At 44.6% G+C, this 14,857-nt stretch carries 10 protein-coding genes; all 10 read left to right on the forward strand.

Translation table 11 applies throughout. The features are described from left to right. The first annotated feature begins 89 nt into the window (after window positions 1–89). The 10 genes from EAH55_RS12325 to EAH55_RS12365 all read left to right on the forward strand — a co-directional run bounded on the left by EAH55_RS12325 (window position 90) and on the right by EAH55_RS12365 (window position 14,816). On the forward strand, window positions 90–4,652 hold the full coding sequence (locus EAH55_RS12325) for a DUF3320 domain-containing protein (RefSeq protein WP_121809857.1): 4,563 nt from the start codon (window positions 90–92) through the stop codon (window positions 4,650–4,652). A 21-nt stretch (window positions 4,653–4,673) separates the two neighbouring features. Continuing rightward, complete coding sequence (locus EAH55_RS12330; protein WP_121809858.1) at window positions 4,674–6,110, forward strand: DUF3863 domain-containing protein; 1,437 nt, start codon at window positions 4,674–4,676, stop codon at window positions 6,108–6,110. A 148-nt stretch (window positions 6,111–6,258) separates the two neighbouring features. Then, the gene (locus tag EAH55_RS12335; protein ID WP_112574367.1) at window positions 6,259–7,440 is read left to right on the forward strand and encodes a GAF domain-containing sensor histidine kinase; all 1,182 of its coding nucleotides are present in this window, start codon (window positions 6,259–6,261) and stop codon (window positions 7,438–7,440) included. A gap of 124 nt (window positions 7,441–7,564) precedes the next feature. Beyond that, a complete protein-coding gene (locus EAH55_RS12340; protein WP_208644830.1) occupies window positions 7,565–7,996 on the forward strand; it encodes a MarR family winged helix-turn-helix transcriptional regulator in 432 nt (143 codons plus the stop codon). Between the two features lie 13 nt (window positions 7,997–8,009). Beyond that, complete coding sequence (locus EAH55_RS12345; RefSeq protein WP_121809859.1) at window positions 8,010–9,020, forward strand: phosphotransferase; 1,011 nt, start codon at window positions 8,010–8,012, stop codon at window positions 9,018–9,020. Between the two features lie 136 nt (window positions 9,021–9,156). Next, a complete protein-coding gene (ppsA, locus tag EAH55_RS12350) occupies window positions 9,157–11,763 on the forward strand; it encodes a phosphoenolpyruvate synthase (protein ID WP_121809860.1) in 2,607 nt (868 codons plus the stop codon). A 139-nt stretch (window positions 11,764–11,902) separates the two neighbouring features. Beyond that, on the forward strand, window positions 11,903–13,111 hold the full coding sequence (locus EAH55_RS12355) for an FAD-dependent monooxygenase (RefSeq protein WP_121809861.1): 1,209 nt from the start codon (window positions 11,903–11,905) through the stop codon (window positions 13,109–13,111). 121 nt (window positions 13,112–13,232) lie between these two features. Beyond that, complete coding sequence (locus tag EAH55_RS12360) at window positions 13,233–13,874, forward strand: Crp/Fnr family transcriptional regulator (protein WP_114937264.1); 642 nt, start codon at window positions 13,233–13,235, stop codon at window positions 13,872–13,874. Window positions 13,875–13,958: 84 nt separating this feature from the next. After that, on the forward strand, window positions 13,959–14,120 hold the full coding sequence (locus tag EAH55_RS30865) for a hypothetical protein (RefSeq protein WP_162996845.1): 162 nt from the start codon (window positions 13,959–13,961) through the stop codon (window positions 14,118–14,120). Window positions 14,121–14,141: 21 nt separating this feature from the next. Continuing rightward, window positions 14,142–14,816 carry a peroxiredoxin gene (locus tag EAH55_RS12365; protein WP_121809862.1) on the forward strand — a complete coding sequence of 225 codons (675 nt, stop codon included), beginning with the start codon at window positions 14,142–14,144 and terminating at the stop codon, window positions 14,814–14,816. Window positions 14,817–14,857 lie beyond the last annotated feature (41 nt).

A 14,857-nucleotide genomic window follows, 5' to 3' on the forward strand; every position in this document is an offset into this window, starting at 1 on the left:
CTATAAGGCATAGATATTGTTACAAATCATCACCGCATCGCAGTTCTCAGGAGTTTAAAAATTACAGTCCTTTTATTAGCTTTGAAAATATGCAGGAAACTATACAGTCCCGGTTAGCATCCTCCAGGAAGGAATTGCTTGACCTGGGGCTTCGGAACCCTTTGCTGAATTATAAGCTCACCAAAGGTAAAGGCGTACATATCGCAGATGAAAAAGCAGAATATGTTTATGATATTTTAGTAAGGCAGCAAAAGGCCATGACCTTTCTGGCGCTAAAGGAAGGGCAGCTTTTTCCGGAGGATGAGGCCAAATACCAGGATACCCGGCTGCAAACCGACGAGGATGAGCAAAAGCTCCAGACTCGGTTGCTAAATACCTATTATTTTGCAAGAACCAGCATTGAAGAGCAAGGCGTTAACCTGTTATACCTTGCTTTAGGCATGTTGCATTGGTGTGATGCCGGTGATCCCGAAACACTGCGCTCGGCACCGCTGGTGTTGGTGCCGGTAAGTTTGGAACGGTCAAGCGCCCAGGAACGTTTCCGGTTACGTTATACCGGTGCCGAGATTGGTGCAAACCTATCCCTTCAGGCCAAAATGAAAAGTGATTTCAATATCACGATACCCGATATGCCAGATGATGAAGAGTTTGTTTTTAACGATTATATAGCCGATATCCGGTCGCATATTGGGAAACAAGCTAATTGGTCGGTTAAACCTGACGCCATTGAGCTTGGCTTCTTTTCCTTCGGCAAATTTCTCATCTATAATGATTTGGATACCGAGCAATGGCCAAAAGCTGTAAAGCCCGAAAACCATCTCAATGTGCAGGCGCTTTTGGATAACGGGTTTCACGAAGATGTACCGGAGGATGAGCAGGACCTTGATGCTGATACCAAAGCTAACGAACTTTTTAGGGTGGTTGATGCTGATAGCTCTCAGTTAATGGCAATGCTGGCGGTACAGGAAGGCAGTAACCTGGTGATACAGGGGCCGCCGGGTACAGGTAAATCACAAACTATCACTAATATTATTGCCAATGCCGTGGGGCAGGGGAAGAAAGTTTTATTCGTGGCCGAAAAAATGGCGGCGCTTGATGTAGTAAAACGAAGGCTGGATAATATTGATCTGGGTACGGTATGTCTTGAACTGCACAGCCATAAAACCAATAAACGTGATGTGCTGCAGGAAATAAAGCGTGTTATGGATCTCGGCAAACCTCAAACTGCCAAACTGGAACTGGAGATCAGGATGCTGGAGATTTACCGGGCCGAGCTTAATGATTATTGCAGGGCAATCAACAATCAGCTTTCCGGAAGCGGTTTAACCGCGCAGCAGGTCATCGGCTTCTTATTGCAGATTGATGGACTTGCCGCCGGCCGCAACTTGATTAAGCTGCCTATCGAAAACATGGCAGATTGGGACGCCGAAAAAGTTCGCCTGGCTGAAGAATGGGCCGACCGGATACAGGCTCGGCTTAAAGATATCGGAACGCCGTCCAACCTGATCTTTTACGGAACCGGTTTGATGGTGTTGCTCCCGCACGAAAAGGGAACAATTTTATCAGATATAGAGGCAGCGCAGCTGGCAGTAAGCGAATTGTTAAGCTTATTGAATAGTATCCATGCAGGTACAGGTTTCACAGTTCCCTTAACAGATGAAGGAATCCCCGCGTTAGAAGCGCTGTTGGAAAAGGCAGCTTCGGCACCAGATTTGAAAGAACTAAATATTACAGACCCTGTCTGGCGTACCAAGGCTGCTGATATCAAAGAGTTGCTGGATACAGGCGAAGAACTTGAAAATTTATACCGGCATTATAAAGACACTTTTGTAGCGGAAGCATGGTCGCAGGATATCCTTGAGATCCGGCGTAATATTGTTAGCTATGGCGATAAATGGTATAAAATCTTCAATGGCGATTATCGCAAGAGTAAACAGCAACTGGCATCTTTATTGAAAATTACCTTACCGGATGATGCTTCCGAAAAACTTAAATTGGTAGATGCCATTTCAGAAGCACGTAGGCTGGAAAATCAATTACAGCAATATGATGCCTTTGCGCTAAGCCTTTTTGGCAACCGCTGGCTTAAACAACGTTCGGATTGGCAGTCGTTACACGCGGCAGCTAACTATTTGGCGTGCATCAACGATCCGGTTTTATTAAGCTATCTAAGTAAACTCGAATCGCCTGCAATAGCGGCCGATTATCTAAGCAAGCTCCGTAACGCGTTAAAAGTGAGCAGTGAGCAGCGGGTTAAGGCATTGCTTGCATTAAAACTAAACCTGTTCCCGAAAACCTATGCAGAGCAGGAACATACATGGAAAAGCTGGATAGCGCACTTTGGAGAATTGCAATTGGCTATCGACTGGAACCAGCTATGTGCGCAGGCCGAAAAAGAAGGCTTATCGTTCCTGACCACACTTGCCGCAAACTGGGACGAAGCAAGGGATTTGTTAAAGATCAGCCTACAGAAAACCTGGTATGAATATTTGATAGAGCAGGCTTTCAGAACCAGTCCGGAGATCACCAAATTCGAGCGGGCCAGCCATGAAGAGGTTATCGCCAAATTCAAAAAGCTTGATCAGGTTAATCTTTATTATAACAGGGCAGTAGTGGCGCTTAGGCATTGGGAAGGTTTGCCCAAAAACGGCGCCGGTGGGCAGGTAAATACCCTAAAAACGGAATTCAACAAAAAAGCGCGGCATATGCCCATCCGTAAATTGGTAGAAGAAGCAGGCAAAGCCATGCAGGCTGTTAAACCGGTGTGGATGATGAGCCCTATGTCTATAGCCAACTTTTTGCCGCCGGGCGCTATAGATTTTGATCTGGTTGTTTTTGACGAAGCCAGCCAGGTACGTCCAGTAGATGCTATCGGAGCCATTGCCCGCGGTAAACAATTGGTGGTAGTTGGCGATACCCGTCAGTTACCTCCAACCAGCTTTTTTGATAAGCTGAATACCGATATTGAGGAGGAAGAGAATGTTACGGCGGATATGCAAAGTATTTTGGGGATGTGCGACGGGCAGGGAGCTCCTACCCGCATGCTCAAATGGCATTACAGAAGCCAGCACGAATCGCTGATCACGTTATCTAACCATGAATTTTATGAGGATAAGCTGGTGATATTTCCAAGCCCGGGTTCAAGACAAAACCTCGGCTTGCGTTTTAATCATTTGCCCGACGCTATTTATGATCGTGGCAAAACCCGAAGCAATCCCTTAGAGGCACAGGCTGTAGCCAAAGCGGTGATAGCTCATGCCGGCAAATATCCTGCACAAAGTCTTGGTGTAGTTGCATTCAGCACAGCCCAGGCACAGGCTATACAGGCGGCGCTTGAAATTGAGCGAAAGGCTAACCCTGCAACGGAAAGCTTTTTTACCGGGCGACCGGATGAACCGTTCTTTATCAAAAACCTTGAAAATGTACAGGGCGATGAGCGGGATGTGATCCTGATCAGTATTGGCTATGGCCGTACGGAAGATGGCAAAATACCCATGAACTTCGGTCCGCTGAATAATGAAGGCGGAGAGCGACGGTTAAATGTTTTGATTACAAGGGCCAAAATGCGCTGCGAAGTGTTTACCAATATCACTGCTGAAGACATCAAGCTCGGTGAGTCGGCACGCTTCGGTATCCGCGCACTCAAAAGCTTCCTGTATTTTGCGCAGCACGCCAAATTTGATAAGCCTGAGGCATTTATCCCGCAAGAACTCAGACCATTTGAAGAAGAAGTAGCACATCAACTCAAAAAAGCCGGCCACATTGTACGCGACCGTGTGGGCTCACCGGGTTTCTACCTGGATTTGGCTGTTGTTGATCCTGAAAACCCTGGTCGCTACATTTTAGGGCTCATATGCGATGGTAAGGCTTATGACAGCGCGGCATCAGCAACTGATCGCGACCGTTTAAGAGGGCAGGTGTTGGAGCTGTTTGGCTGGAACTTATACCAGGTTTGGAGCACAGACTGGTACCGTAATCCGTCACGCGAATTAAACCGCTTACTTAGCGCCATTGAAGCAGCTAAACATTCAACGGAAAGCAATGATGTGGAGGCCGATATTTTACCGGATGAGATTCGCCGGGAAGCCGCAGTCGAAACAGCCCCTGTAATTAAGGAATACAAGTTGGCGGACATTCATATTGAACATCTTCGCGACGAGTTTCAACTGTATACCTTCGCCGAATTGGGGAATTGGATCTCGGAGGTTGTACAGGTAGAAAGCCCGGTTCATTTCGATGAAATGGCAAAGCGGATCACCGAAGCAGCCGGGATAGCTAAAATGGGTTCAAGGATCCGTTATACGTTAACGCAGGCCTTGCAACAGGCTAAAGATGAAGGCCGGGTGATTGTTAAAGATGAGTTTTTGTGGACGCCGGAAATGGAACGGCCCGTTGTTCGCGACCGGAGTAAGTTGCCATCTGCCTATAAAAAGCTGGCACTGATAGCGCCCGAAGAAATTTATGAGGCCATCAGGGATGTAGTGCGTGGTGCTATTTCAATTACCGAGGAAGACGCTATACCGTTAGTGGCCAAACAATTGGGCTTTGCCAGGCTTACTGAAGAGATGCGTCAGCAACTTTCTGAAGCGATAGGAAAAACAATTCAGTCAGGGATCTTAACTTTTGAAGGCGTTAACCTGAAGCTGGCATAAGCCGGTCTATATTTCTGCTAAATGGAAAGAAGAACTTTTTTTAAGAATACATTACTTGGAGGTGCCGCGGTATTGGCTAATCCCTTAATCGGAAAAGCTGATCCGTTTAGTTTTCTGACCGGCAATCCTCCTACATCTTTGATGGGCAATCGCTTTGTAACCTTCTGTATCATGATTAGGACTTCACCTTGGGAAGTATCGCGGGATGTGAAGCTGATCAAGCGCGACGAAGGTTTTGCGCATACGCTGGAAGTAGTGCAGCGTTTAAGGGAAACCTTTGCGAAAAACGTACCCGGAGGGCGGCTAACCTGGGGCTTTACTTTAAACGCGCTTGAAGATAAACGCCAGAACTATGTGGATATCCGCAATTATGCCGCGGAGTGCCAGCTTAAATACGGCGATGAGGTTTCTTATTTTCCGGGTTATTTTCCGGCAATGTACCTGCCCAGGCACCGTGTAAACCAGGAGATGACCGAGGCATTGCAGCGTATCACTGCCATGGTTGGTAAAGGATACCGCCCCAAAAGCGTAATGGGAGGTTTTTTATCTGCTGATAACCTGGCTTATTTGGCCGAAAAGGAAAATATCCATGTGGCGCATGCAGTGATCTGGAGCCAGCACGAAACGGATGGCGGCGGTGCGGATGGATCGCCATCTTACCCATTTTACCCATCAAAAGAACATTTTTGTAAACCGGCACAAGGTAAAAGCGATTTTATCGATTGTGTAAACCTGGATGGTTGGAGTGTTGACTTTTTGTGCGCGCTCCAAAGCGGAAATGTATGGGGGACAACACCTTTTAATGGCGCGGCAAGTCGCCGTGGTGTTGGCCCGATAGAGAGTTATGGCGATTGGGGGCTGGAAATTGGGCATCTTTCGGTAATGCATACGCAGTCTATACATTTTGACCGCGGGTTTGAACTTAACGGTTTCGGCTGGATCCCCAACATCTGGGAAGCCGCCCTGGTTAAAATAGCCGAACGTAAAAACTGGGACGATACATTGGCTTACCGGGCATTGGAGAAATGGACAAGTGCCACAGTGCAGCGCTGGCCTGATGTGAAATTCGTAACCTTTGGAGAGTATGGCGAACTATGGCGCAACCAATACCGGGATAATAGCCGCTGGAACTATAGGTTTGAAGAAAGGGGATTGGGCATTGGCAACTCCTGGGGCAATCAGGAAATCAAGTGGTATATGAACAAGGAGTTTCGCCTGGCTACGCTGAGGAACTGGCACAAAAACACACCAGAAATGGTGGTAGACTTTACGCGCTACGACCTGCCTGCAAAAGAACCTGCCGATCCATCGCCAGAAAAGCCGGTAAAAGACTGGAGCCTGATGAACCGGATCAACCAGAAAGGCGTAAGGCCCCAGGATACACCGGTTTTATTATCAGACCTGAAGAATGACGAAAAAGATATGATTGCCAGGTATTATCCGGGCTTGTTTAAATAGGAGAATTAAGTTTGGATTCCTGCTGCCTCACAGAATAATCGAAGTTTTTAAAAGGAATCAAAATTGTGTAGTGTGTTTGTTAAGTATTTTATGAAGTATTTTAATTAATAAATAATATATTAGCTTTTGAGAAACCTATAACCGCTTTATGGACAACGTTTATGGAATTAACCTGATACCGGATAATGATGCGGAACGAGTTGCCGCGCTTGAACGCTATCAGATATTTAATTCACACCGCGAAAAAGCCTTCGATAGTATATGTGAGCTTGCATGCGAATTGTTCTCATGCCCAATCAGTCATATTTCGTTTTTAAATTCTGATACAGAGTTTATTAAAGCCGAAGTAGGCCTGAACGGTATTCAATATGTAAGCCGTAATGAAGGTTTTTGCGCTGTAGCCATTTTGCAGCCCGACCTGCTCCTGGTTGAGGATACTCATCAACATGAACTTTTTGTTAATCACCCTTATGTTGTAGACAAACTGCGAATCCGTTTTTATGCCGGAGCGCCCATCATTACTCCAGATGGTTTTATCATCGGTACATTGTGTTTAATTGACATGGAGCCCCGCTCGCTTACCGAAAAAGAAAGAAAGCTATTAAAAAAGCTTGCGGATGTGGCAATGGAACAAACACAGCTAAGGTCTGAAAACCTTGCTTTGCTTCAGCAGCGGGACGAATTTATTGCCGTAGCCAGCCATGAGATGCGCACCCCGGTGACAGCGTTAAAAGCTGCGGTTCAGATTTTACATACCCACCAGGATGAAGGCGCGGTTGCCCTGCAAAAAGCAATGATAGAGCAGGCCAACAGGAGCGTAAACAAATTGGCTTTCCTGGTAAACGACTTATTTGACGCCAGCAGGCTTGCGGCGCGTAAATACAGTTTAAACAAAACATATTTTGATTTAGGCAAACTCATTAATCATTGTTGTGATTTGCTTAAGGTTTCGGGTAAACACGAGCTGGATATTGAAGGTGATTTATCTGTTCGGGTTGTTGCTGATGAGGAAAGGGTAGAACAGGTACTTGTTAACCTTATAGAAAATGCAATGAAATATGCCCCGGACTCCAGGATCATTTTGATCCGGATTTCCCGGTTGTCTGATCATGTTCGCATTGAAGTGTCGGATAAAGGGCCAGGCATTGATCCTGATCAGCTACCACATATATTTAAGCGCTATTTCCGTTCTGAAAACGGCGCTCCGCAGGCCGGTCTTGGATTAGGTTTATATATAAGTTCTGAAATTGTTAAACAGCACGGCGGCGAAATTGGTGTTGAAAGTGAGCAGGGCAGGGGCAGCACTTTCTGGTTCACATTGCCGGTATAAATAAGGTGTCGGAATTGGTACCTGTCATAATCGAATCTTTTTAATTTTCATGCTAATGAATATTTAACCGCGGTGATCTGCCGAAATATATTTATACTTGTAAAATCATTGAGTAGTCAAGTATATGTTAATGATTAATCCATCACTCAAAACACTAATAAACCTTGCAAAAGTGCAAGCCGTCATAGCCCGCAGATTTGACCGCCTGAATATGCATGGCATCGGATTTACCGAATTTGTGATTCTCTATCTTTTGCAGCAATCGGAAGAGGGAAAGGCGCGGAGAATAGATTTAGCCGATAAAATCGGAATAACTGCTTCCGGGATAACACGCATGCTGTTGCCAATGGAAAAAATAGGATTGGTAACGCGTGAAGCCAATGAGCGTGATGCAAGAGTAAGTTATGTAGTACTTACCCCTGCCGGCAAGCAATTGTTTACTGATGCCGAAAAGACAGCCAACACCCTTGCGCTTGAAATTATGCCTGCTAAAGAATCAAAAGATATTACTTCGTTAACAAATATCCTCGCCAAACTTGGCGGTAATATCACCTAATTACCTGTTACAAATGCAAACACTAAATTCCATTATCCCTGTTTCAAGTTTATTAGCAGTTGAAAGCGCGTTATTACAGACTTTTGGTACAACTACAGTAACGGAAATAATATTATTAGCTGGCGGATTATCGGCATCCTCAGTATTTAAAATTGTGGTTAACGATCAACCCTACATTTTAAAAACAGATAGCTCTCCCGTAGTTGTTGATGGTCAAAATATCAGCTGTATGGAAGTTGCTGCTGAAGCGGGTATCGCCCCGCCGGTTCATTATTTAAACAGGGCAGCAGGGGTAACCATTACGGGCTTTATAAAAAACATACCATTGCAGGCTGTTTATAAGTCGCCCGAAGTGTTGTTGCCCGAAATCGGAAAAACGATCAAACGCATACACGGGCTGACTGCATTGCCAACCGGGAATAGTTTAGTAGATACTGTGGATGGGCTTATCGCTCAGTTTAAACTTTCGGGAATGTTAACGGGAGCGGCCTTTGATGAGGGTTTTGCTTATTACGACGAAATTAGAAAACATTACCCATGGAATGATGCTGATAAAGTTTTTAGTCATATTGACCTTAACCCTAACAACATGGTTTTTGATGGGGAAAAAATATGGATTATTGATTGGGACGCAGCTTTTACAAACGACCGCTACGTTGACCTGGCTATAACAGCAAATTTTTATGTTTCTAATGACGAGCACGAAAATATTTTCCTTGAAAGCTACTTTGGCGATGGTTTAACAAATTATCATAAAGCAAGGTTCTTTTTAATGCGACAAATATGCAGGCTGGTTTATGCAATGTTAATGTTTAAACTGGCATATATGTCAAATAGCAATGGAGTTCATGATCCGGATATGGAGGGCATCAGCCTGAAAAATGTAAAAGAAAAATTAGGCACAGGAGAGATAAACCTTGCTGCTTACAAAGGCCAATTACTATTTGGTAAAGCTTTGATTAATGAAGCATTGAACAGTATGCGGTCTCCACGATTTGCCTCATCTATTGCTCAATTGGCTTAAGATTTTTTACGCTTCGTTGTAAGGATAACGTGTTGTTTGCATGCTTATTGCGTATGAAAAAATATACTTCAAAAGCCTGTAAAAGTTATCACTGGCTCATTATTTTCGGCTTATTAATCAAGCTAACAGGAAAAATATGGGCTATTATGTGATCGGTTTTCAGGATGCAGATATTTCAAAACTTGCCTTGGTTGGCGGCAAGGGGGCTAATTTGGGCGAGCTGTCGGGGATTGGAGAAATCGAAGTACCTGACGGCTTCTGCATTACCACGGAAGCTTATAAAATCATAACGGAAAACAATTTGGAGTTTAGTGATCTGTTAAGTCAGCTATCACATGCCAAAGCCGATGATAGAGGAATTATTAATGAGATCAGCGCAAAGATTCGGGCTGTAGTTGAAACTGTACCTGTTCCCGAAGCTGTAGCTGAAGAAGTCGCCTGCTATCTCTCAAAGTTTGATGAAAACACTGCCTTTGCTGTACGTTCAAGTGCCACTGCGGAAGACTTACCTACGGCCTCTTTTGCCGGGCAACAGGATACTTATTTAAATATCATTGGGAAGACCGCTATCCTTAAACACATCAACAAGTGCTGGGCATCGTTATTTACCGATAGGGCGGTGACCTATCGTATCCAAAACGGTTTTGATCATCGTAAAGTACAGCTTGCTGTAGTTGTTCAGCAGATGGTTTTTCCACATGCTTCGGGGATTTTATTCACTGCCGATCCTGTTAACGGTAACCGGAAAATAATTTCTGTTGATGCGGGCTTTGGGCTCGGAGAGGCCCTGGTATCCGGCCTGGTAAATGCCGACAACTATAAAGTGCGCGATGGCAGTGTCGTCGACAAAAAAATCCCGGCTAAGAAGCTGGCCGTTTATGCATTAAAAGATGGCGGTACCGAGGAGCAAAGTATTGAATCTGAGTTGCAGCATGATCAGGTATTAACGGATAGACAAATTTTGCAACTGAATACCATCGGCAGAAAAATCGAAAAACACTTCAACAACCCACAGGACATTGAATGGTGCTTGGCTAATGATACTTTCTACATTGTACAAAGCAGGCCGATTACCACATTATATCCTGTTCCTGAAATTAACGACGTAGGAAATCATGTTTTTATATCTGTCGGTCACCAGCAAATGATGACTGATGCTATGAAGCCTTTAGGGCTATCTTTATGGCAGTTAACAGCGGCCCGGCCTATGTATAAAGCCGGTGGAAGATTGTTTGTTGATGTAACCGATAGCCTGGCTTCTGCAACGGGTCGGGCAACTTTGTTAAAAGCGATGGCGCAGCATGATCCGCTCATAAAAGATGCGGTGACAACAATTATAGAGCGTGGTGATGTTGTAAAGGTTTTACCGGAAGAGCAACAAGATACAGTTAAAAGCAAACAGGTTGCGGCAACCTGGGCACAGCCGCCGCAATTAGCTAATGACCCGGCAATTGCTGCCGAATTGATCCGAAGCAGTCAGTCATCCTTGGCTACATTAAAGCAAACTATTCAGGCTAAGTCAGGAACCGATCTGTTTGATTTTATCCTGGAAGACCTTCAGGAAATGAGGAAAGAACTATTTGCCCCGCAAAGCATTGCAGCTATTATGACTGGCATGAATGCTGCATTATGGATCAATGAAAAAATGCAGGAGTGGTTGGGGGAAAAGAATGCCGCAGATATACTTTCACAATCGGTAGCAAACAATATCACCTCAGAAATGGGTCTTGAGTTATTGGATGTTGCCGATGTAATTCGTCCTTACCCGGAAGTAATTAATTATCTGCAACATGCGAAAGATGATTTTTTTAACGACTTAGTGATGCTTAACGGAGGACAAGAATCCTTGGCTGCCATCAATTCCTATCTTGATAAATACGGAATGCGCTGTGCCGGTGAAATTGACATCACCAAAGCCCGCTGGATGGAAAAGCCCGTTACGCTTGTCCCGATGATCCTGAATAATATTAAAAACTTTGAACCCGACTCCGGCAAACAAAAATTTGAACAGGGAATGCAGGGGGCCTTGAAAAAAGAGCAGGAGTTGATGGGGCGATTGAAACAATTGCCGGATGGAGAGCAAAAGGCCGAAGAAACAAAACAAATGATTGGGCTGATCCGGAATTTTGCCGGGTATCGCGAATATCCAAAATATAGCATAGTTAGCCGGCTGTGGGTTTATAAGAAGGCATTGCTGAAACAAGCCGAACTGCTGGTGCAAGCCGGTATTATACTCCAGGAAGAGGATATTTATTACCTCAGTTTTGAAGAGTTTAGAGAAGTTATAAGCGTGGGCAAACTGGATTATGAACTTATCCATCAACGCAAAATTGAGCAGCAATTGCATGAAAAGCTAAACCCGCCGCGGGTTATTACTTCCGATGGTGAAATTATTTCGGGTAAGTATAACCGTGAAGATTTTCCGGTTGGAGCTATGGTTGGTTTAGCTGTTTCTGCCGGGGTTATTGAGGGGAGGGCGCGGGTTATCTTAAACATGGAAAATGCCGACCTGGAAGAAGGCGATATATTGATCACCACGTTTACTGATCCCAGCTGGACGCCCTTATTTGTATCCATAAAAGGCCTTGTTACCGAAGTTGGCGGCCTGATGACCCATGGCGCTGTTATAGCCCGCGAATATGGCTTACCGGCAGTAGTGGGTGTTGAGGATGCCACCAAACTAATCAAAGACGGGCAGCGGATCAGGGTGAACGGAACGGATGGATTTGTAGAGATATTGTGAGTCGAAATAGTAAAGGGAAAAGGATAAGAGACGGGCAGCAATAAACTTCACCGTTAAAAAGTATGCTTTTACCGATTAACCTTATTGCTTGACCTGTTTGTGGTTGCCCTGCTTATAGCTCTACCATAGTTTTGGTGCCATGAAAGCAAATAAAATATTGATTTCAGGCGCCAGCGTTGCCGGGCCTGCCTTGGCTTACTGGCTCAATCGCTATGGCTTTGAAGTAACCATTGTTGAGCGTGCGCCCGGCATCAGGCCTGGTGGCTACGCTGTTGATTTTCGCGGGCCTGCTATTCAGGTTTTGGAGCAAATGGGCCTGATCGATGCTATCAGAAAACATGAAACCCGCGCTGGTAAAATCACTATCGTAAATAAAAATAATAAAAAGTTGGCCAGTATGCCCGATGCTTTCACCAGTGGCGAATTGGAAATCATGCGCGGAGATCTGGCGGGCGTATTTTATGAAGCGACAAAAAATGATACCGAATACCTGTTTGACAATAGCATCACCGCTCTACAAGAAGATTCCGATGGCGTTGATGTAAGCTTTAGCAACGGCGAAACGCGGCGTTTTGACCTGGTTGTCGGTGCCGATGGATTACATTCCAACGTACGGGCCCTGACTTTTGGCGAAGAATCGCGGTTTATGCACCACCTGAATATTTACTTTGCCATTTTTAGCACCCCCAATTTTATGAACTTAAAAGAGATGGCAGGTTTATACTATGGTACATTAGGAAAAAGAGTTGGCGTGTTTAGTGCCAGAGAAGATACCGAAGCCCGGGCTTCATTTTATTTCGCATCGCCAAAGCTCGACTATAATTACAGGGATCTCGCGCAGCAAAAAGAAATGATCCGTAGCCGTTTTAGTGCTGAACAATGGCAGGTGCCGCAGCTATTGAAGCTGATGGATGAAGCACCCGATTTTTATTTTGATTCGGTAAGCCAGATCAGGATGGATCGCTGGAGCAAAGGCAGGGTTGTGTTGTTGGGAGATGCCGGTTATTGCGCATCGCCAATGTCGGGTATGGGTACCAGCATGGCCGTAGTTGGTGCCTACATTTTGGCAGGCGAACTGCAAGCCTCAGCCGGAGATCATTTGATTGCCTTTAAGAACTATGAAACAAAAATGCGTCCCTTAACAACTGCATGCCAGAAGTTGGCAGAAGGGGCCGAATGGTTTGTACCGCAAACCAGGTTCAAACTATGGATGAGCCGTAAGATATGGAAAATACTCCCTCATACCCCCTGGAAAAATATGATGATCGAAATGCCATTAAAAGCCGCAAATGCCATCGTTCTACCCAGTTATGAACAAACGGGAGCCTTAGCTGATACAGTGTGTTAATACTGAAATTTCGCGATATCTGTTTTATTGATTTTACTTATACAATTTACTTCACACAACGGCCCTTACCCTCCTAAAATGCGATAAATTAACTAATTTTGGTTTCCTAAAACCTATGACAATGTTTGATGTAAAAGCCGCCGTTAAAAAGTTTGAAACCACATTTGAACCCGCATTATTAGCCGAACTTGAAGCCAGTTCTATGCTGATGAATGTAAAAGGCGGCGATACCATGCTTAACCCGGGGCAAACCATTCGTGCGGTTCCGCTGCTGTTAAGCGGTACATTCAAAGTAAGTCGTGTAAATGACGAGGGGCAGGAAATACTGCTGTATTATGTTAAAGAGGGCGAGAGCTGTGCCATGACATTTACCTGCTGTATGATGTCGCATTTCAGTGTGATTAGGGGAACTGCCGAGGAGGACAGCGAATTGCTTTGCGTACCGATGGATGTGATGGACGGGTGGATGATAAAATACCCAACCTGGAAACGCTTTGTAATGCAAACCATATTGAACCGCTTTACCGAGATCCTGAAAAGTATTGATGATATAGCTTTTAAAAAATTGGATGACAGGCTGGTTAATTATCTCAAAGAAAAAGCTAAAACAACTGGTTCTTCGCTCATCAACTTAACCCATCAGCAAATTGGTGACGATCTGGGGACAAGCCGGGTTGTTGTATCGCGCCTGCTGAAGAAACTGGAAACAGATAATAAATTGCTGCTTTACTACAATCAGATCAAATTATTGAGCGAATTGTAACTTTTGTTACAGGCAATTGTATCCTTTGTTACAAAATATGCCCTGCTTTCTGTTGCATCTTTGTTATGTCAAAAGCAACAGACCATGAAAACACAAGCCCTTCAACCTACCGTAAGTTTTAATGTAAAACCAATTACAGGATTTAAAATCCCTGCTGGTTTTTGCATGAATATGCTTGTAAAACTTATTCGTTTTATTGGCTCTGTAAACCTTGCGACCTGTAAAGACGATCAATTTATTTTTTAACCACTTAAAACTATAAGCATCATGAGTATCAGATTAAACGACACAGCTCCCGATTTTCAGGCAGAAACAACTGAAGGAACTATCAATTTTCATAATTGGATAGGGGATGGTTGGGCAATTCTTTTTTCGCACCCTAAAGATTTTACCCCTGTTTGCACTACCGAACTGGGTTACATGGCAAAACTTGCGCCCGAATTTCAACAGCGTAATTGTAAAGTGATTGGCTTAAGTGTCGACCCGGTTGGTCGTCATGCCGAATGGGCAAAAGATATCCACGAAACACAGGGATATGCTGTAAACTATCCCATGATAGGCGACTCTGACCTGGCTATAGCAAAATTATACGATATGTTACCTGCCGATGAACCAGGAACCTCAGAGGGACGCACTGCTGCTACCAATCAAACTGTGCGCTCGGTGTTTATCATTGGCCCGGATAAAAAAATTAAACTGATGCTTACCTATCCAATGGCTACAGGCCGCAATTTTGATGAGATATTGCGTGTGCTGGATTCGTTGCAACTAACAGCAGGTTACAAAGTAGCTACACCGGTAAACTGGAAAAACGGTGAAGATGTAATCATTGTGCCTGCCGTATCTGACGAAGAGGCCAAAGAAAAATTTCCCAACGGCTGGAAAACTGTTAAGCCTTACCTGCGCATAGTGGCGCAACCCGGCGAAACTGTTATGAATTGATCCTATAAAGAAAAATCCATCTGCAAAGAGCGCACGTTTAA

The organism is Mucilaginibacter kameinonensis (assembly GCF_003675385.1).
Taxonomy (GTDB): Bacteria; Bacteroidota; Bacteroidia; order Sphingobacteriales; family Sphingobacteriaceae; genus Mucilaginibacter; species Mucilaginibacter kameinonensis.